Below are 19,825 nucleotides of genomic sequence, written 5' to 3'. Positions count from 1 at the left end.
TCAAAATTAGCCAAAAAACAGAGGGCGAGTTTCACATAAAACTTAACCCCAAAAGTCAAATTTTATGATCTAAACCCGCCCTCGCAAAACTCTCTTAATAAGCGTCTTGCAATTCGTAGAAATCAGGGGAAATGTAATCTTTCCGCAGCGGCCAGCCAACCCAATCTTCGTTCATCAAAATCCGTTTCAGATTCGGATGTCCTTCGTAGACAATGCCGTACATATCGTAGGATTCCCGCTCTTGAAAGTCGGCTGCTTTCCAAATCCAGTAGACTGATGGCACTCTGGGATCTTCGCGGGGGATAAATACTTTGACGCGGACTTCTTCGGGATGGGAAGCATTATCTGTCAGCTTAGCCAAGTGGTAGACGCTGACTAAATCTTCTCCAGGGCCTTGGTCGTAGGCGCACTGGCACTGCATATAATTGAAGCCGTAGGCATACAGTGCTGTTGACATCGGAATTAGGAATTCTCGATCGACCTTTAATATCTCCACGCCCAAATTATCGGCCGCTAAAGCTTCGTGTTCAAAGCCATTTTGAGTCAGCCACTGAGAAACCTTCCCAGCTTCAACAATCGAGGTTTCTGTCTCAGCCACGTTGTACCTCCTGTTTTTGTCCTGCAAGCAGGGCGGGCGGTACTGGCATTCCCATTGCTTCAGTCAATTCCTTCGGCGGGGCCATCCGGCCGGGAATTGACAAATATTTGCCGTCCAAAATGTCATCTACTACTTTCATTTTGTGGGGTCTGGTGTAGTAGCGGTGGGTGGGCAGCAAGTTGCCACGTTCTTGCATAGAATCGTTGGCGATTTTTTTCCGCAGTTTGATAATTGCGTCAATAATCGCTTCTGGACGTGGAGGACAGCCGGGGATGTACACATCTACGGGAATCAGTTTGTCAACGCCTCTGACTGCTGTGGGGGAGTCTACGCTGAACATTCCGCCGGTGATGGTGCAAGCGCCCATCGCGATGACATATTTGGGTTCGGGCATTTGTTCGTACAGCCGCACCAAAATGGGGGCGTACTTCATGGTAATTGTGCCGGCGGTGATTAACAAGTCGGCTTGCCGGGGACTCGATCGGGGTACTAAGCCGAATCTGTCGAAGTCGAAGCGCGAACCGATCAAAGCTGCAAACTCGATGAAGCAGCAAGCCGTACCGTAAAGCAGCGGCCACAGACTCGAAAGTCTCGCCCAGTTGTAGATGTCGTCAACCGTGGTTAGGATGACGTTCTCTGATAATTCGGATGTGACTTGCGGGCGCTCTGCCGGATTGACAATTAGCGATTTTTGTGATGTGTCTGAACTTAAGACCATTCTAAGGCTCCTTTGCGCCATGCATATACAAGAGCAATAACGAGGATCGTGATAAAAAACAAGGCTTCGATGAAAGCCAAGAGTCCTAGCTGGTTGAAAGCTACCGCCCAAGGATATAGGAAGACAGTTTCTACGTCGAAGATGACGAAGACCAGGGCGAACATATAATATCGGATGTTGAACTGAATCCAGGCTCCGCCGATCGGCTCGACGCCAGATTCGTAGGTAGTGCGTCGGTCGTAGGGACGACTTTTGGGCCGTAGTACCTTAGACGCCGTGAGGGCGAGGATAGGCACTAGGCTCGAAATTAGCAGGAAGCCTAAAAAATACTCGTAGCCGCTGAGTGCAAACACGGTGAATAATTACTGCCTCGGTGAAAGGGTTTGTAACTCTATCTTTACATTATATGGATTTTGCGTAGCTAGAATTACGAATTAGTTGAGATTAATCGTCCATATTCTGCAATAATTTTTAATGTATCTTTTAAGATTAGCTTACGTACCCTTTTGGAGCTATGAGCGATCCAGCCACTGAGACTAAAACCCTCGATCGGCACGAGTGCCGCGCCTGCGGCTACGTCTACGATCCGAAAAAGGGAAATCCTAAAGTTGACATTGCCCCTGGCACGGCTTTTGAAGATTTGCCCCAAACTTGGGTTTGTCCCGTTTGCGCGGCACGCAAGTCCATGTTTCAAAATCTCGGTCAGCAGGAAGGGGTTTCGGGATTTAAGGCAAATCAGCGCTATGGTGTCGGCGTCAACGGTATGACGGAAGGTCAGAAAAGTTTGCTGATTTTTGGCGGCTTGGTCGTTGGTTTCTTGTTTTTACTTAGTATGTATGGTTTGCAGTAGGACGATTGTGAGATTTTGGCAACGAATTGTAATGTTATTGGCGGCTGCGCTCATTTGTACGAGTTGCAGCACGATCGGTTCTGTGAGTTACAACCCCTGGCAGGTGATATCCTTGCCGACGGAAGCTAATTTGCAGGATGTTGCCTTTACGGGCAATCCCGATCGCGGCTGGGTTGTCGGTTCGGAGGCAACTCTGTTTGAAACGACCGATGGCGGCACGAACTGGAAGCAGATAGTTCTGGATATTGATGAGCCGAGGTCGCGTTTTTCGTCGGTGAGCTTTTCCGGTTCCGAAGGCTGGATAGTCGGCCAGCCTTCGGTTTTGCTCCACACTACCGATGAAGGCAACTCTTGGACGCGGATTGCTTTGAGTGCTCAGTTACCGGGTTCTCCAAGTACGATCGCCGCCTTGGGCCCGAAGGCCGCCGAGATGACGACGGATGTGGGGGCAATTTACCGGACTTCTGACGGTGGCAAAAATTGGAAAGCTGTCGTTCAGGATTCCTTTGGGGTAGTTCGCAACATCAACCGTTTTGAAGACGGGCAATATGTGGCAGTTTCCTCCAAGGGCAATTTCTATTCCGTGTGGAAACCCGGACAAGAAGCTTGGGAACCTCACAACCGCAATAGTTCTCGCCGCCTGCAAAATATGGGCTTTACCAAGGATGGGCGCTTGTGGATGCTCGCCCGCGGCGGTCAAATTCAATTTAGCGATCCAGAAAGTGCCGAAGGTTGGGCAAAACCGTTTTTTCCCGATCGCAAGGCAAGTTGGGGTTTGCTAGACCTGGCTTACCGGACTGATAATGAAGTTTGGGTAGCCGGCGGCGGCGGCAATTTGCTGTGCAGCTTAGATGGCGGGAAAACTTGGCAAAAAGACCGCGAAGTTGAGGATGTTCCCGCTAATTTTTACAAAATTGTCTTCATGGGGCCCGATCGCGGATTTGTGCTCGGCGCTAAGGGCACTCTACTGAAATATCAAGGTTCAGCACAAGCTGCTTGATAGTAGAATAGTAATAGAGATTGTCTGTCGATTTGTTGTTGAAAGGAGGATTCTAAATGTCAGGTACAACTGGAGAGCGTCCGTTTGGGGACATTATTACAAGTATCCGTTATTGGGTAATTCACAGCATCACCATTCCGGCTTTGTTTATTGCTGGATGGTTGTTTGTGCAAACCGGTTTGGCTTACGATGCTTTTGGCACTCCTCGCCCCAACCAGTATTTCACAGAGCAGCGCCAAGAAATCCCGATTGTCTCGGATCGCTTTGAAGCTAAACAACAAGTAGATCAGTTCATTGCCAAGTAATTTAACAAGGAGTTGGAAAAATGACTAGCAGAACGCCAAACAATGAGCCGATTTCGTATCCGATTTTTACGGTACGCTGGTTGGCAGTTCATACTTTAGGTGTCCCAACAATTTTCTTTTTGGGCGCGATCGCAGCAATGCAATTTATTCAACCATAGGAGTTTACGATGCCTGAACGCATTCCTAATCCCAACGAACAACCCGTAGAGTTAAATCGCACTTCCCTTTATTTGGGTCTGTTGATGATTTTTTGTCTGGGTATTTTGTTCTCCAGTTATTTCTTTAACTAACTGGTGACGCTAGTTTGATGTCTGCAGTTCGATGAATTTGTTTTGCTGTGAATTAATGAGGTGATGGCTATGTTTAGTGAAAGTGGCAGAATTCCTTTGTGGCTGGTAGCTACTGTCGCAGGCCTAGGTGTTCTGAGCATTGTGAGCCTTTTCTTCTACGGCGCTTATGCCGGTTTGGGTTCTTCGATGTAAGGAGAATCTCGCGTATTTTACGCCTCAAACCCCCCTAAAAAAAAGGGGGGTTTAATTATGCGAATTTGGTTGGTAAATCCGGGATAAATATTAGAAAAATTGTTGATTATTTGGCAAATTTATGATATTAAACTGCTTTTGGTCAATAAACCTGTAGGGACGGGTTAACCAATCATATCGTTTCCGGTTGCATCGGAATAATAAAATCGAGTCAACAGTCAGTAGGGGCGGTGCCTGTGAATGCGGGCCCTCTTAACAGTCAACAGTCAACAGTCAACAGTCAACAGTCAACATCATAAGGAGTGTTACCGGAAATGATATCACCCTCTCATATCATGTCCACACTACGAACCCACGAGAAAATCTCGCCCGAAACCGGGTTTCCTTCGAGAGATTTCGCCACCAAACCGAGATTTTCCCAGAAACCTGGTTTCTGAGCCCCAGGGGCAATCTCGCCCGAAATCCGGTTGATTTCGAGATATATCCATAAAAACTGGATTTTTATCTGATCGGGCCTGCTTTGGGAATTAGCCAAAAGTTGCGAGTAGAATAGTGCAAGAGCCGATCGCTCGATCGTAGTCCATAGCGAAATATGACCCCACCGCAGCCGCCCCGCAAACCTCAAACCGTCTTGGGTGCGATCACCCAAGCAGTCCAGACTATTGCCAAGGTTAATTTTAACCAGCTAGCCCTGAAACCGAATGCCAAAGTACCCGAACTGTGGGTACAAGATGCGGGTGCAGCTAAAGCTGAGGTTTATCCGCTATTGGGCGATCGATATTTATTAGGTCGATCGTCCAAATCATCAGATATTGTAGTTCGCAATCCCGTTGTCAGTCACGTCCACCTATCCCTGTCGCGGGATACTCGGCGGCGGACTCCTTTTGTGATCAAAGACGAAGACTCAACCAACGGCATTTACTCCGGCAAAAGGCGAGTTAAAAGTATGTCCCTGCGTCACGGAGACGTGTTCACCTTGGGCCCGCCGGAACTCGCCGCCGCCGTCAGAGTTCAGTACGTAGATCCGCCGCCTTGGTATTTGGAATTTGTGCGCTACAGCTTTTACGGAGTCAGCGGCATCACCGCTTTGATTGCGGTGTTGGTAGGTGTTGAATCGACCAAGTTTCAAGTGCGGCCTCTGCCGAGAAGCATCAACGGCCCCGTGATTGTTTACGCCCGCGACGGACAAACTCCCCTGCGCCCTCCCCAGAACAACGCCCACGTAGAATTAAAGGGATTGCAGGATTTTTCGCCTTATTTGTCCAAGGCGGTACTTGCTTCCGAAGACAGCCGCTACAATTGGCATTTGGGCGTAGATCCGATCGGGGTTTTGCGCGCACTGTTGACCAACGTGCGCGGCGGAGGAATTCGCGAAGGCGGCAGCACAGTGACGCAGCAGTTAGCCAGGAGTTTGTTTCGAGATTATGTGGGAACTCAAGATTCCGCCGGACGCAAATTGCGGGAAGCCGTAGTTGCTTTGAAACTGGAGAATTATTACAGCAAAGACGAATTGTTGCTGACTTATTTGAATCGCGTGTTTTTGGGAATTGACCTGTACGGTTTTGAGGATGCGTCTCGGTTTTATTTTGGCAAGTCGGCGAAGGATTTAAGTTTGTCGGAGGCGGCGACTTTGGCAGGTATTTTGCCCGCACCAAATAGTTTCAATCCGATTCAAAATTATCAGTTGGCTGTGCAGTATCGCGATCGGGTCATCGAACGGATGCGGGCACTGGGGACGATTTCTCAGGAAGAAGCCGATCGCGCGAGGCGATCGCGAATCGACATCAATCCCAAAGCCCGCCAATATCTGCAAAGTACGATCGCTCCTTATTTCTACAGTTATGTATTTGACGAATTGGAGTTTTTGCTGGGAGAACAGTTAGCCAGAGAAGGCAATTTTATAGTAGAAACAGGCTTGAATCCCAGCCTGCAAAAAGTAGCCGAATCTTCCCTCCAAAATGCCGTAGAAAATGTCGGAGCCAGTGCAGGTTTTTCTCAAGGAGCCGTAGTAACTCTCAATACTGCCACCGGGGAAGTCTTAGCATTAGTTGGGGGCGTAAGTTACTTGCAAAGTCAGTTTAATCGAGCTACCCAAGCATTGAGACAGCCCGGTTCTACATTTAAGATTTTTGCCTATACAGCAGCCCTAGAACGCGGAATTCCCCCCACCAAAACCTATTCGTGCGAGCCGCTTTCCTGGGGCGGACAAAGTTACAGCGGCTGCGAAAGAACCAGCGGCAGTGCTGATATGTATCGGGGCATAGCACAGTCGGAAAATGCAATTGCTTTGAGAGTAGCACAAGATGTCGGTTTAGACAATGTAGTGGGAATGGCAAGACGTTTGGGCATTACATCTCCACTGCGTTCTTCTCCCGGTTTGGTATTAGGTGAAAGTGAAGTTAACGTATTGCAATTAACGGGTGCATTCGGGGTTTTGGCGAACCGGGGTTTGGGCAACCGCCCCCACGTAATCAAGCGAATTATTGACAGCAGCGACTGCAAAGATCGAAATGATTTTAACAGTTGTCGGGTGATTTATGACTATCAAAAAGATAGCGTTGCCAACCGGCAGTTAGTTTCTGAAGCTGTAGCGGATACGATGACGGATATGCTGCAAGGTGTGGTGCGGGGAGGTACGGGGAGCAGTGCTGCTTTGGGGTTGGGAGAAGCGGGAAAAACAGGCACGACTAATGATAATAAAGATTTGTGGTTTGTCGGTTATATTCCGAGCCAGGAAATGGTGACGGGAGTTTGGTTGGGGAATGATGATAATTCTCCGACTGCCGGAGGCAGTGCAAATGCTGCTCAGTTGTGGGGGGAATATATGCGGCAAGTGGCGCGTTAAGTCATTAGTCATTAGTCATTAGTCATTAGTCATTAGTCATTAGTCATTAGTCATTAGTTAGTAGTTAGTAGTCATTGGTCATTTCGGTGGCGCACCTGATACCAAATCGGGTGGATTACCATAACAAAAACGGTTCGTAGTGCGGACTTGCATACGCTTGGAGTTGGAGAATCTAAGGAATGAAAATTTAATAACTTAAGCGATTGCTCGTTGCTCGTTACCAGGAAGAGCCTGGTAATGCTTCTGGGGCGAGGCTCTGCCTCCTTTTATCTGGCAACTTACAGGAGAGAGGACTGTAGGAGGTGTTTAACTTATTAACTTTTCGCTCCTAAGCGGACTAAAGTCCGTACTACGAACCAATTGTTGCAAAAGTTTTGAACATTGTATTAACTCAGGGATGCTTTTTTTAGGGCTTGGGTGGTTCGCCTCCAGATCGATCGCACATATTTTCGTTGGTCGATCGCGTGCAGTACAATAAATGCCAGGAAAGTATAAACCATCCAGAAATGGATATTTCTTGCCAAATCTACAACCGCTGCATTTTGAGGAAAGATATCGGGCAGCGTTGCAACCCAGAAAAAAGGCACATTCCCGCTTTTGTAAGAATTAGAGAGGAAAAATCCGCTCAGGGGAACCGCTACCATAAACAAATAAATTGCCGCGTGCAGTAGAAACGTGCGAATCCACTCACCTGTAAACTTGGGAAGGCGGCGCGTATACTTGCGCCACCAAACCCGCTGCAAAATGAAAATACGCCAAGTTAGCAATGCCATTGTCAGCGCCCCAATCGATTTGTGCAAGCTGTAAGCGTTGCCTTGCAATGGTGTACTGTCTGGCATTTTTACCATCAAAAGTCCCCCAGCCAGCAGCAGCAGATAACAGGTTGCCATCACCGCGTGCATTGACCACAATTGCTTGAAGGCTGAATTCGATCGAGGTTGCGGCTTTGTTTGCGGAACTAATTCGGAACTCATCAAATACCTCCTAAGCTGTTGCGGCATTTAAACTGTATGTTAAAAAACAATTCCCCCAATGAGTGGGGTGTCCCGCCCGCCCTGATTATACAATTTAAATGTGCGACAGCTTAGACGCACTTGCAACCTCAGAAACTGGGTTGTTGATTCGTATATTTTTGATTGGGGGACAGCAAATATTTCCTAGAAACCGGGTTTCTAGCCCGCGATGATCGAGTCCTGAGTCCGAGAAACAGGGCGACATCCAGACAAAATAGAGTGCAAATTAACTACATTTCCAATTACCGCGATCGCAGGTGCTGAAAATCCAGTAACCTCAACTTGCTCTACAATTGTACCCAAAGTTCCGATCAATTCTTCTTGTTCCGGCCGCGTTCCCCAGCGCACTAATGCTACGGGCGTTTCTGCGCTCAATTCGGCTGCTGTTAACTGGTCGATAATGTAAGGCAAATTGTGGATTCCCATGTATACTACAATGGTTTCGGAGCCGCGGGCGATCGCCTGCCAATTTACCTCCGGCCGATATTTTCCCGCTGATTCGTGGCCGGTGACAAAAGTGACTGACGAACTGTACGATCGGTGTGTCAGAGGAATTCCCGCATAAGCCGCAGCCGCAATCCCGGAAGTTACACCTGGTACAACTTCCACCGCAACTCCAGCTTTTACCAACTCTTGCATTTCTTCGCCGCCGCGCCCGAAAATAAAAGGATCGCCGCCTTTAAGACGAACTACGATCGCATTATTTTGAGCTTTTTCTATCAATAGATCGGTTGTTTCGTCCTGCATTAACGAGTGGCGGCCTTTGCGTTTTCCAGCATCAATTCGTACTGCTTCGGGATTGATGGCTGCCAAAATTTGAGGGCTGACTAAAGCGTCGTAAATCACCACATCCGCACACTCTAACAGAGCCTTTCCCTTCAAGGTCATCAAACCCGGATCTCCTGGCCCGGCACCTACTAAATACACTTTACCTAAAGACATTTTTCTGTCTTCCTTTACCTCTTCCGTGCCTCTGCCGTTCATTTTTGAATTAAATTCCCAATTAAATCTGCTAATTCTGCACTTGCGCCTAGAGGGTTTGCCAGATGAAGTTCTGCCGCCGGAAATTGCTGCTTTAGCTGTGCGACATTTTTGGCGATCGCATCTGTAATTCCTCCATTAAATAAGAAGTATGGCACAATTCCTATTTGCTGCTGTCCACCGCGAACCAAATTATCAATTTGTGCTTCCAAACTCGGCTTTACCGACCAATAAGCCGTCAGTGCACCGAGTTCGCTGGCGATTTTCTCCACCGTCGAGTTACCTCCGGGGCGGCGGCTGCCGTGAGATAGTAAAATCCATTTTGGCAATAGCAAATTGGGAAGAAAAGCCACATCTTGCATCTGATTTTTTAGCAAGCGTGTTAAGCCAGCTTCCTGGGAACCTAAATGCGGGCGCAATTCAATTTTTAGTTGGGAACCCAAAGTTTTTTGGGCAGTTTCTACCTCTGCGGGTATGTCTTCGGCGACGTGAACTCCCGGCAATAAAAATGCGGGCAGGATTTGCAATTGTGTCAGCCCCAGCGACAGGGTACGTTCGCCAAAACTGCAAATTTGTTCGTGCAGCGGCGCGGGGCCGAGTTCTAGGGTAGCCGTTGCTACTGCGGGGAACGAGTCGGCTAATTTTTGAGAAAGCAGTTGACCGAGGTTTTCCAAAGCCCGTTGGGGTCTGGGGTCACGGCTGCCGTGAGAAACTAATAAATAGGTCGATCGCAATTTCAATATGGATTTGATGTGAATGTTCGACAGAAAATTTATAATAATTATAACACCGTAGGGTGCGCGACTTCAAAATTGCTCGACATTTCGTCGGCATCTCTCAAATCGCGCACTCTACATACACCAATAAGGTAAAACAATGCTTTGACGCGCACTTTTTAGCGCTCTAGGTGCGCGGCGCGCACCCTACACAACTCTCAAATTAACCTTTGGGAGCTGGATCTGCGATGTACTTAAAAGTAGGTTCAGAGTTCCAATTACCGCGTTCGTCCTTGCCATTTGTAGACAAATTAAAGTATAGATCCACAGTCGAATCTGGCTCAATATTACCGAAAAACGGATCGGTGAGTTTGCCCAACGATTCGAGAGCTTTCATGAACATTTGAGTGTGAGAAATTTCGCGAGTCAGTAGAAACTGCAGCGTTTGTTTCGTTCCCGCATCAGGTGCGAGTTTAATCAATGCTTCGTAAGTTTGACGCGCTCCGGCTTCCGCACCGATATTAGCGCGCAAGTCTCGCACGACATCGCCACCTTCGTTGACATAAGCACCACTCCAAGCTTGACCTTGGCTGTCCAACAAGTGCGGGCCTACACCGCGCACGGCAAACAAAGTGCTTTTGTAAGCTTCTGTTTGATCAACATTTTTAGTGTGCATTTCTATCATTTTGCCAACCATTTCTAAGTGGCTAAATTCTTCGATTGCAATATCTTGAAGCATATCCTTAATCCCTGCATCTTCACAGTGAAAGGACTGCACCCAGTATTGCAAAGCTGCTGTCAATTCTCCGGTGGCTCCGCCAAACTGTTCTAAGAGCAATTGAGCAAAGCGGGGGTTTGCTTCGTCTACTTTTACGGCAGACATTAGTTGTTTTTTGTGAAAAAACATGGATCGGTACCTCGGTTTGTTTCGGTTGTTAAAGTCGTCAAATTGCCGACTTTGGGTGTGTTCATCCTCAGAATCCATTGTGCGATAAGCGATCGCCTCCAACCTCGGTCGCTGGATACATATAGCGGAACAAATTTCTCTACTTTCAGGTAGAGTTTAAATTAAAAAATTTCATTACTTAGCAGCCATGAAAATTACTATTTAGCAGCATGATTATTGTCGCACTCGGTTAATTTTGGGCAGATCTCAAATCCTCTTTTCATCGGAATAGTAAATTCACTGTTGACTGTTGACTGTTGACTGTTGACTGTTGACTGTTGACTAAAGTTTTGCAAAATCCACCTTTCCCTACAAGTTGAATCTGTCGATATCGCTGTCTCAGCAACAGGCTAGAGCCGCAGTTTAAGCAAAGTTTTGCGGTGTTGGATTTTCGGGTTGTTGACATTCTGGATTGAGACAGTAAGTCATATTGATTTTAGATTTTAGATTTTAGGTTGCAAAGAAGACTTTTTTTAAGGAACCGCGAAGACGCAAAGGGCGCAAAGGAAGAGGGAAGAGCGAAGAGGGAGGGTTGACAACTGATGCAGTTCGGGATGTGTGTCTATTTTAAGGCGCTGGGGTGCGGGATATTTGCCGATCGCCCAAACGAGAAATTGTGCTAAACTCTTGTTGTGCAAGGCGTTTGAGGCACAAGTGATGCGATGGGTTCGGGGACGCTGAAAAAAAAATCAAAATTTTTTTGCTTGACCCCTAGACTTTTTCGGGAATATAGTGCTATAGTTAGAAAAGTTATGGCGAGTGTAGCCAAGTGGTTAAGGCAGTGGTTTGTGGTACCACCATTCGTGGGTTCAATTCCCATCATTCGCCCTTTTGATTCTAGACTTTTTGATGAGATTGCTGTAGGTTGTGCACTGCACGCCTCATTTTTTTTGGGATTTAGCGGTTCTGCCGGCATCATTTATGTCAGCTTAACGTTAAAAATAGTGTCGGTCTGCTCTTTGACGATTAGGCTCGATCCCCCCTAGCCCCCCTGAATAAGGGACAAGAGCATCATCAAAGTCCCTCTTATTCAGGGGGATTTAGGGGGATCTCGACTAAGGGAAAAGCGAGATTTATCATGGTTTTCAGGCTCGTTGTTGGCACCAATGTGTCGGCATAAGTTGCGATGTGCTAATCTAAAATCTCCAATCAAAAATCAGAAATCAAAATATGCGATCTTTAGTAGCAGAAGATTGGGGATATAAATTTAGTGGCGATCGCACAATTAATAAATTTATTCGGGATATAGAAGGAGAAGCCGCTTTAGCGAAATATTACGATTGGGAATGCAGAGAACGCGCCCAACTTTTGATGTCGGAAATAGCCGGCACATCCCACAGTCTTTTCTACGTGCGCCGCCAAAAGGTAAATGAGAGATTTTCTGAAGAAGAAATTTGGGAATTGATTCTTGCTACGGATGGAGATAATTTTGAATTGCCAGAATTGTTGCAAAAAGCCGATCGCACTTTGCGATTGTTAGCAACAGTACGCACAGAAGACGGAATCGGCGGCTTGAAATTGCTAGATGCTGGTTTGGTGGCGGTTCCCAGAGGTAGAAAAGATGGCTATGTTTTGCCGGTGCAGTTGCGACTTTTGCCACAAACTCGCTCGCCAATTCCTGCAAAGTCGATCGCCCGCATCCAACAAATACCATTTTGGGACGACAGACACATACCGACTACCGAACAATTAAAAGTTTGGCACACTTTCTTAAATGTAGAAAAACGCATCGCCGAAGCGCGTCAATTTTGCGTACCTTTCCGCGCCCACAACTACGGTTCTGGCTTAAAAACCGTAACTTTTGAAATCGATCGCAATTCTGCAACTCTTGACGGCTACGATGAAAATCCCTTACAAATCGGCGACTTTCGCGAAAGGCTAAAACAAGCCAGAAATGAAGATATTATCTTATTTGATTCGCCGCCCGGAAGCAGAAGTTCGCGCGATGGCGAAACTTTGGGTAGCATTGCTGAAATTGAGTTTGAACGCGGTAAATTGCGGATTAAGTTAGATTTGGATTTGGGCGATCGCATGGCTGGCGGCAGATATCAACTTCCCAAACAAGGATTTTTGTATTTTGAAGCTGCAGGCGATATCAGTCAGATCGATCGAAAGAAAAAAGCTTTAAAAATGCTGACTGACGGACGCGCTCAAAATCCGTATTTGAGCGAATTTTTATTCGACTCTTCCCAGGCGAGAATTCCCGATAAACTAATTAAATTGGATCGGGAAGATTTATTAAATCGAAATGCTAACGACGACCAACTCGCCGCCGTAGAAATGGTGCTTTCGGCGCGGGATTTAATTTTGATTCAAGGGCCGCCGGGAACTGGAAAAACGACGGTGATTGCGGAGATTTGCTATCAAATTGCTCGTCAGGGCGGGAAAACGCTAATTGCTTCCCAGGCAAATTTAGCCGTTGATAATGCTTTGAGTCGGTTGGTGCACAATCCGGCGATTCGGGCTTTGCGGAAGGGAAAAGCTCATAAGGTGCAGGAAGAAGGCCAGCCGTTTTTGGAGGAAAATGCGATCGGCACTTGGCTGCAAAATACGGCGATTGATTGCGAACAAAAGCTCTCGCAGCGCCAGATAAATATCACATTTTTGCGGCAGTTGCTGGCAGATTCTGACCGATTTAATGCCTACTTTGCCACGGAAAAAGTTTTTTTTAAGCAATTAAAGCACCTTCACGACGGAAAGGCAGATATTGAGGAAAAGTTGACCGCGCAAACAGCAGTCTATGAACTAAGTTTAACGGCTAAAAGCGAGCTTGATTTTTTGGTTGATGGCTTAGCAAATCTGCTATCTACACCGGATATCAACTGGGAATCTTCGGAAGTTGCCGAGTTTATGCCGAAACTAAAATCTTATTCTGAAGGTAATGTTTTAGTAGAAAACTTTATGGCAAATGTGCGAATTTGTGTTAATCATGCTATTCAAATTGGCTTGGATCGCCCTATGTGCGGCGCGTTTGGAATTGCGGTTTGGTTGCGGGAAACTGTAGCAGCGCAAATGTCGGAATTTAAGGCGGCGGGCGATCGCGCTGATGAGGTTTGTCGCGCTATGTCAGCGGTTGCGGAGTCTTTGCGGGTGTCGCGGCAGTTGTCGGAGGCGGTGAATCAGCTACAGTTGGGCGATCTGCAAAATCAGACGCACCGCCACAATCTCGAACAGAAAATCAAGAATTTGGAACTGCGAAAAACGGAAATTGCCGCCGTTGTCGTCAGCGTTGCAGAGTGGATTGAGACAGCAGATGCAACACTTTATAAGGTTGTGCAATCTTGCTGCGAAACTAACGCGATGCTGACTGATGAAATGGTAGAATTGCCTGCGGGATTGCTGAAAATTGCCCGATCGCTCAAATTGCCGATCGTCCCTCCTAAGACTAAAGTAAATTTGCCCGATTTGGAAAGACTGCAAAACGCAATTTCCCATGAAGCCAGCGCGGGTTTTAAGGACATTCAGGGGCAGCAATTCCGGTTTAGCGAGTTTTTGCACCTAAATTTGAATCAAACGCCCCTCGTGCTCGCTGCGGGCGATCGGGCGCAATGGCAGCAACTAGCCAAAGACTTCGCCAGCTACGCCCAAATCAGCCCCAGCCAGCGCAAATTTATCGTAGAAAAAGCGAATAATTTATTCAGTAAAATTCAACAACTTTACAGTGAATCCTTGCAGCCCAATCAAATCCAGACAACTTGCGATCGCCTAGTCAAAGAATTGCTACACAGCATCCTCGCCAACGCCCGCCAGTGCATAATTCCCCTCAAAACCGAAACCGAACAACAACTGATCAAACAGCAACAATTATTAGATAAAATCGGTCAAACATTGAATCAGCAGCAAATATCTGCCGCCCAAAATCAGGTAGAAATAGCGCAGCAAGATGCGAATTTAAAAATTAGCGAAGTTACTAATTTGTTGCAAGCAATTGTCGCCCAGCCAAATGTACCTGAAAGATTGCGGAGTTTAGCCGAACAATATCTCGCGCAAAAGTCTAATATTTGGGAGCAACCGCAGCATTTTGTCAAGCAAATTGATGCTTGGAAGTTGAGCGCGATCCAGCTTGAAAAATCCATTGCTGACTTAGATCCTTTCGGGATTTTGGAAAATATTAAAAGCCGTCTTGACGAGCAATTATTACCGCTGCAAACAACCAGCGCCGGTTTGCAGCAGCAACTCGCACAACTTCAAGCAGAATTAAACGACATTACGGCTAAACTGCAACAGCAGCAACCAACAGCCGAATTAATAATTGAGAGAAATTGGTGGGAGTCAGCATGGCAAAGTTTCCCGGAAAAATACAAACCAGAAATTCCCAATGTCGAATTATTTGCCGTGGATTTTTTACGCAAAATTAAGCGTATTTTCAATAATTTTCAGAAGGAATTAGAACGAGAAGAAACAGCATTAAATCGTTCTCAAATTTTTGTTACAGATTGGATCGAAAAACTTCGCCATCCATCGGAAAAAGACCGCAACGATTTAAAGCAAATTTATATTGACAATGCTAACGTCATCGGCATTACCTGCGTGCAAGCTGCGAGTTTTGATTTTAGCAAAAACTTTCCTAGCTTTGATGCAGTCATAGTTGATGAAGTTAGCAAATGCACTCCGCCAGAGTTATTAATCCCAGCTTTGAAGGGTAGAAAATTAGTATTGGTGGGCGATCACAGGCAATTGCCGCCGATGTTCGATCGAAGTACGATCGATGATATCGCCGAAGATATCGGTTGCACTGGAGATGAACTTAGCTTTATCAAAGAATCGCTGTTTAAAGTATTGTTTGAAAATGCTAGCGACGGGATCAAGAAAATGCTGACAACTCAATACCGAATGCACCCGCAAATCATGGGCGCAATCAATCAGTTTTACCAACAAAAACTTAACTGCGGGATTCTGGAAGCCGATACGAGACGCGCGCACAATCTCGCAGGTAAAATTATTCAAGAAAACAATCACCTCCTGTGGGTGAAAACGCCTGTGGGACAAGGGTTTGAGGAGGAGAAGCAGGGTACTTCGCGGCTGAATGTCAAGGAGATTGATGCGATCGAGCTTTTGTGCGAACAGATGGAAAATGCTTGGCGGCCTAAAGTATTAGAGGGTGAACCGCCGAAGGAAATCGGAATCATTACTTTTTACGGCGCACAATTGAACGCCATTAAAGATAGAATAGAAGCCGAAAAGTTTCCTTCTTTGAGCATCCGCACTGGTACGGTTGACATATTTCAAGGCATGGAAAGACCTGTAATTATTGTCAGCACGGTGTGCAATAATGTTAGGGGTGATATTGGATTTGCTAAGGAACCGGAACGGGTGAATGTGGCATTTTCTCGCGCCCAGGAATTGCTGGTAGTTGTCGGCTGTCACGATTTATTTACCCAACAAACAGGTACTGTGGGAAAAATGTATCAGGAAGTTTCAAAAACGGTGCGTCACTGGGGAGGTTTTGTAGATGTTTCTAGCGTCCTCAGCTAAATCAATTGACTCGAATTTAAGTTCGCTAGCTGCACAAATCGAGCAACAAAATCCTGGTTTGTCGGTGTTGGCGGCGCGTCAATTGAGGTTTGCTATCCGCCAAACTCCGCTGGAGGTGACTGTTAGCGAACCGCGCGAGTTTAACGTGTTGGAGGAGTTTATTTTGCGGGCTGGTGTTGAGTTCGATCCTGCGCCGACTTTGCAGGAATTGGCGGATTTGTTGGGGTTGGATTTGGTTTTTGTGAAGACTGCGGCGGCGAATTTGGTTGGTTTGGAGGTTTTGGAGGTGGCGGATAATGGTAAAATTGCGTTAGCGAAGCCCTCGAAGAGGATCGCCCCGCAAGGTCAAGATTTTTGCGAAAAAGGTATGGTTAGTCGATCGCACGTTCAATCAATTTACGCGATTTCCGATCCTTTAAATCAAACTCTCACCTTCAAATTCGATGCTATAGCAGCAGAATCCAGCGATTTACCAGATTTAGCAGAATTAGTATCGCTGGAACATCAAATTACCGACTTTGCCGATTTAAGCATAGCAGAAATCCAGCCGTTAATCGAAGCATCCGGCCTAGGAATTCACGTCCCCGAAAACGGCAAAATTGTCTCCAAGTGCGATGTCATCGGCGACGATTTAGATGTTTTACAAACCGTATCAATTTTTGTGTTGCTGGATGGAATAGAAAATAAAACTACCATTCAAGCCCGACAGGGAAAGCAAATATTAGAAACAGCATCAAACTTTCTCAACCAACTCGAATCTCAGCAGAAATTGCTGAATGAATTGTGCAAATCAACGGAAGAAATTGCACAGCCTGAGTCAGGAACAATCCCGGTTCAAAAAACTCGCAAAAAGTCATCTACAGCCGCAGGAAAAAAGAAGAAACCCTAAAAGTTGCGAGTCCCCAAGAAAAGAGCGGACTCGCATTCTACACGCGCAATCCGTTTTTGTTATAGTAATCTACCGAACACGATTTAACTAATTCCTAGATTTCAGTATTTTCTATCCTGTAGGTGCGTCATATCAATTCCGGTTCACTCCTCATGATGTCAACAGTCAACAGTCAACAGTCAACAGTTAACAGTCAACAGTGAATTTACTATTCCGATAAAGAGAGGATTTGATATCAGTCTTAAGATTGCTAAACTGACGCACCCTACGATATTTCTACTGAGCCTTAACGCATTTCAGCATCCGCAAAGTAGCCGCCGCCCCGTAATTCCGCTTTGCAGAATCATCGGGAGCAAACCGATTCCCAATTTCGTTAAGAGGAGAAGCTACACCACAATAACCAGACATTTGATTGATAATCGCAGCAGCCCAATGATTCTGAGTATCTGAAAAAGTTTTAGGCTGCTGTTTAGCCAATAAATTCGGCTGCATTCCCCGCGCCAACAAACCAAATTCTGCAGATCTTCGCATCACCGCCATCAATTCAGCGCGAGTCACAGGCTGCGTAGGTTTAAAAGTTCCATCTGTGTAACCGCTGACTATCTTATTGTCTCGCGCAAATTGAATTTTTCCCGCACTCCAGCGTGAGTTATCAACATCGCTGTAGGGACGGGAAGCAACTATGCTGGGAAATGCGATATTAGCACCTTGTATTCCTTTCAAGGATTCCAATACTAAAGATACTAATTGCTCTCTGGTGACAGCAATTTGGGGCCGAAAGGTATTATCTTGAGCAAAGCCCGCTACAAATCCCAGCGCGACAGCTTCTTTAATTTCGGAAGCGTAGATATCAGTTGCAATATCTCCGAATGTAGAAGATCCAGTATTTCCGCCAGTATTTCCGCCAGTGTTTCCTCCGGTATTTCCTCCGGTATTTCCACCAGTATTTCCTCCGGTATTTCCGCCAGTATTTCCGCCGTTATTTCCTCCGGTATTGCCAGTTTCTCCCGGCGCGTTTTGACTGGTTGTGAAATAAAAATGACCTAATACTTTGCCTTGATAAGCTCTTTTACTAAATCGCCAGCCCGGATCGAGGGTGATTTTCATAAAGCCGTTAACATCACCGTTTGTCCGGCCGATAATTATCGGTTTAACGTTGGGATCTAGGGAAGTTCCCATGAGTACAACATTGCCATCAATTTTTTCCAAACTTAGGCTGTATTTTAATGCTAAATCGGTGCCGCCCATGCGAATAGAAAAGCCGTTGCTGTCTGTGGCGCGGCCGCAAATGCCGGTGAAATCAAAATTAACTAATAAGGGATCGATTCTGACGGGATTAGAGCCGTTTTCGCTCCAGCATTGCCGTTTGTCTGTTACTTGTTCTACAATTAGCAATTGATAGCCACCGAAGGGGCGGGGTTGGGCGATCGCAACTACTCGCTCTTGGTTAATTTCGGTTTCGTCAAAAGTAAATGCTTTGACTGGGGCGATCGCGCCTAGTGTTAAAATTGCTGAACCTGCCAGTGCGGCTGCTGTTCGTAGCAGTAAATGTTTCATAGTTTTTCCCTCTTTACTCCTTGTGTTGATGAGACATACCTAGAAGATTAAAAGGTCGCGGTCTTCTGACAACAAGATAGAATTTTACCATCTGTTGTTCCGTTGATGCGCCCTGAGTCGGAGAAATATAATAAAATTCAATACCGTGCAAATTAAATCTGAGCCAACCTAGCCTCCCAACTATCGGGGGGACAAGAGTATTTTATTTCGTCAGCCTTTTTTAGAGGATGTGATATCAAATTCTCTCTTCATCGGAAGAGTAAATTCACTGTTAACTGTTAACATCATGTATGAGTGCAACCGGAATTGATGTGAGGGGAGATCCTATAAAAAAATGGTGCGTTACACGCTGGTTAACGCACCTTAAAATAAATATTAAATAAAGGCCTTTTATGCCTACCGGAACATACTGCTAACAGAACTATCTTCGTGAATCCGCCAAATAGTTTCGCCCAGCAAATTCGCTACCGAAAGTACCGTTAACTGTTCAAAACGGTGTTCTTCAGGTACAGGAATTGTATTCGTAACAATTACCTCTTCCAAGACTCCGCTAGACAAACGCTCGATCGCCGGATGCGAAAATACTGCATGAGTAGCACAAGCATAAACCTGCCTCGCACCCTCGCGGCGCAACAATCTGGCACCCTCACAAATCGTGCCGGCAGTATCGATCATGTCGTCCACCAACACAGCAGTTTTGCCACTGACATCACCGATCAGGTTCATCACTTCTGCCACATTGTGAGCTTGGCGGCGCTTGTCAATAATTGCCAGGGGAGCATCGCCAAGCTTTTTGGCAAATGCTCTCGCCCTAGCGACTCCGCCAACATCCGGCGAAACCACAACAATATCCGACAACTGCTTGCTCGCCAGATAATCCAAAAGCACGGGCGAACCGTAAACGTGATCGAAAGGAATGTCAAAATAACCTTGAATCTGAGCCGAGTGCAAATCCATTGCCAAAATGCGACCGGCCCCTGCTTCAGTAATCAAATTAGCCACTAATTTTGCAGTAATCGACTCTCTGCCGGCCGTTTTGCGGTCTGCCCTAGCATAGCCGTAGTAGGGAATGACGGCAGTAACTTGTCTTGCAGAAGCGCGGCGACAAGCATCGATCATGATTAATAATTCCATGAGGCGATCGTTTACCGGACAGCAAGTTGGCTGAATCAAGTAAACATCACAACCCCGAATCGATTCTTGAATTTGAACGTAGAGTTCGCCATCCGCGAACCGCTTGCGAACCATCGGCCCCAAATCGATCCCCAGATAGCGAGCCACCTCTTGGGCGAGGGGAATATTAGCGGAACCGGAAAACAGCCGCAGACGGTCGTTGCCAGAAATCGGCGACTCGGGAAGCGGAAGCGGTAAAGTAGCAGAACGGATCACAGCAGGCCTCTTGCAGGACGTTTATTCCACCGCTATCTTACCATCTTAAACTCGAAATATT

19 protein-coding genes and 1 tRNA gene are annotated in these 19,825 nt (G+C 46.5%); 10 read left to right on the top strand and 10 right to left on the bottom strand.

What is annotated here, in order from left to right:
* Nucleotides 1-94 precede the first annotated feature (94 nt).
* The 3 genes from QUA01_RS00660 to ndhC are packed head-to-tail and all read right to left on the bottom strand — an operon-like array spanning nt 95 to nt 1,669.
* Nucleotides 95-598 carry an NAD(P)H-quinone oxidoreductase subunit J gene (locus QUA01_RS00660; RefSeq protein WP_194067010.1) on the bottom strand — a complete coding sequence of 168 codons (504 nt, stop codon included), beginning with the start codon at nt 596-598 and terminating at the stop codon, nt 95-97.
* Nucleotides 591-1,316 carry a photosynthetic/respiratory NAD(P)H-quinone oxidoreductase subunit K gene (gene ndhK / locus QUA01_RS00655; RefSeq protein WP_333088609.1) on the bottom strand — a complete coding sequence of 242 codons (726 nt, stop codon included), beginning with the start codon at nt 1,314-1,316 and terminating at the stop codon, nt 591-593. The genes QUA01_RS00660 and ndhK overlap by 8 nt, the downstream gene beginning before the upstream one ends.
* Nucleotides 1,307-1,669, bottom strand: coding sequence for a photosynthetic/respiratory NAD(P)H-quinone oxidoreductase subunit C (gene ndhC, locus QUA01_RS00650; protein WP_006635500.1), 363 nt, complete (start codon nt 1,667-1,669; stop codon nt 1,307-1,309). Before ndhC ends, ndhK begins: the two co-directional genes overlap by 10 nt.
* Before the next feature lie 161 nt (nt 1,670-1,830).
* On the opposite strand from ndhC, the gene QUA01_RS00645 reads away from it, so the two are divergent.
* The 7 genes from QUA01_RS00645 to QUA01_RS00615 all read left to right on the top strand — a co-directional run bounded on the left by QUA01_RS00645 (nt 1,831) and on the right by QUA01_RS00615 (nt 6,798).
* Complete coding sequence (locus QUA01_RS00645) at nt 1,831-2,166, top strand: rubredoxin (protein WP_194009013.1); 336 nt, start codon at nt 1,831-1,833, stop codon at nt 2,164-2,166.
* Nucleotides 2,153-3,166: a photosynthesis system II assembly factor Ycf48 gene (locus QUA01_RS00640; protein WP_333088607.1), complete on the top strand. Its 1,014-nt coding sequence runs from the start codon at nt 2,153-2,155 to the stop codon at nt 3,164-3,166. The genes QUA01_RS00645 and QUA01_RS00640 overlap by 14 nt, the downstream gene beginning before the upstream one ends.
* 56 nt (nt 3,167-3,222) lie before the next feature.
* Complete coding sequence (psbE, locus tag QUA01_RS00635; RefSeq protein WP_194009015.1) at nt 3,223-3,471, top strand: cytochrome b559 subunit alpha; 249 nt, start codon at nt 3,223-3,225, stop codon at nt 3,469-3,471.
* Between the two features lie 20 nt (nt 3,472-3,491).
* Nucleotides 3,492-3,629, top strand: coding sequence for a cytochrome b559 subunit beta (gene psbF / locus QUA01_RS00630; protein WP_194009016.1), 138 nt, complete (start codon nt 3,492-3,494; stop codon nt 3,627-3,629).
* A 9-nt stretch (nt 3,630-3,638) separates the two neighbouring features.
* Entirely contained in the window at nt 3,639-3,761 is a 123-nt protein-coding gene (locus QUA01_RS00625) for a photosystem II reaction center protein L (protein WP_194009017.1), read from the top strand.
* A gap of 69 nt (nt 3,762-3,830) precedes the next feature.
* The gene (locus QUA01_RS00620) at nt 3,831-3,953 is read left to right on the top strand and encodes a photosystem II reaction center protein J (protein WP_006635506.1); all 123 of its coding nucleotides are present in this window, start codon (nt 3,831-3,833) and stop codon (nt 3,951-3,953) included.
* A 592-nt stretch (nt 3,954-4,545) separates the two neighbouring features.
* Nucleotides 4,546-6,798, top strand: coding sequence for a transglycosylase domain-containing protein (locus QUA01_RS00615; RefSeq protein ID WP_333088604.1), 2,253 nt, complete (start codon nt 4,546-4,548; stop codon nt 6,796-6,798).
* A gap of 386 nt (nt 6,799-7,184) precedes the next feature.
* Here the strand turns inward: QUA01_RS00615 and QUA01_RS00610 are convergent, their stop codons facing one another.
* The 5 genes from QUA01_RS00610 to QUA01_RS00590 all read right to left on the bottom strand — a co-directional run bounded on the left by QUA01_RS00610 (nt 7,185) and on the right by QUA01_RS00590 (nt 10,883).
* Nucleotides 7,185-7,772, bottom strand: a complete 588-nt coding sequence (locus tag QUA01_RS00610) for a cytochrome b (RefSeq protein WP_333088601.1) — start codon at nt 7,770-7,772, stop codon at nt 7,185-7,187.
* Between the two features lie 198 nt (nt 7,773-7,970).
* Nucleotides 7,971-8,795, bottom strand: a complete 825-nt coding sequence (cobA, locus tag QUA01_RS00605; RefSeq protein WP_333088599.1) for a uroporphyrinogen-III C-methyltransferase — start codon at nt 8,793-8,795, stop codon at nt 7,971-7,973.
* The gene (locus tag QUA01_RS00600; protein WP_442921519.1) at nt 8,792-9,532 is read right to left on the bottom strand and encodes a sirohydrochlorin chelatase; all 741 of its coding nucleotides are present in this window, start codon (nt 9,530-9,532) and stop codon (nt 8,792-8,794) included. Before QUA01_RS00600 ends, cobA begins: the two co-directional genes overlap by 4 nt.
* 199 nt (nt 9,533-9,731) lie before the next feature.
* Nucleotides 9,732-10,415, bottom strand: coding sequence for a manganese catalase family protein (locus QUA01_RS00595; protein ID WP_333088598.1), 684 nt, complete (start codon nt 10,413-10,415; stop codon nt 9,732-9,734).
* Between the two features lie 402 nt (nt 10,416-10,817).
* Complete coding sequence (locus QUA01_RS00590; RefSeq protein ID WP_333088826.1) at nt 10,818-10,883, bottom strand: 4-Cys prefix domain-containing protein; 66 nt, start codon at nt 10,881-10,883, stop codon at nt 10,818-10,820.
* Nucleotides 10,884-11,209: 326 nt separating this feature from the next.
* Here QUA01_RS00590 and QUA01_RS00585 point away from each other — a divergent pair.
* From QUA01_RS00585 to QUA01_RS00575, 3 genes are all read left to right on the top strand, one after another.
* Nucleotides 11,210-11,282, top strand: a tRNA-His gene (locus QUA01_RS00585).
* Nucleotides 11,283-11,624: 342 nt separating this feature from the next.
* Nucleotides 11,625-15,929, top strand: a complete 4,305-nt coding sequence (locus QUA01_RS00580) for an AAA domain-containing protein (protein WP_333088596.1) — start codon at nt 11,625-11,627, stop codon at nt 15,927-15,929.
* The gene (locus QUA01_RS00575) at nt 15,907-16,818 is read left to right on the top strand and encodes a hypothetical protein (protein ID WP_333088594.1); all 912 of its coding nucleotides are present in this window, start codon (nt 15,907-15,909) and stop codon (nt 16,816-16,818) included. The genes QUA01_RS00580 and QUA01_RS00575 overlap by 23 nt, the downstream gene beginning before the upstream one ends.
* Nucleotides 16,819-17,094: 276 nt before the next feature.
* On the opposite strand, the gene QUA01_RS00570 is transcribed toward QUA01_RS00575, so the two are convergent.
* Both QUA01_RS00570 and QUA01_RS00565 read right to left on the bottom strand, forming a co-directional pair.
* Nucleotides 17,095-18,375 (bottom strand): DUF3747 domain-containing protein, encoded by a 1,281-nt coding sequence (locus QUA01_RS00570; protein WP_333088592.1) that lies wholly within the window; start codon nt 18,373-18,375, stop codon nt 17,095-17,097.
* A gap of 396 nt (nt 18,376-18,771) precedes the next feature.
* Nucleotides 18,772-19,764 carry a ribose-phosphate pyrophosphokinase gene (locus tag QUA01_RS00565; RefSeq protein WP_333088591.1) on the bottom strand — a complete coding sequence of 331 codons (993 nt, stop codon included), beginning with the start codon at nt 19,762-19,764 and terminating at the stop codon, nt 18,772-18,774.
* Nucleotides 19,765-19,825 lie beyond the last annotated feature (61 nt).

The sequence above is a fragment of the Microcoleus sp. S36a_B3 genome, from assembly GCF_036700745.1.
Classification (GTDB): domain Bacteria; phylum Cyanobacteriota; class Cyanobacteriia; order Cyanobacteriales; family Microcoleaceae; genus Microcoleus.
This window is presented reverse-complemented; position numbering and strand designations above follow the sequence as displayed.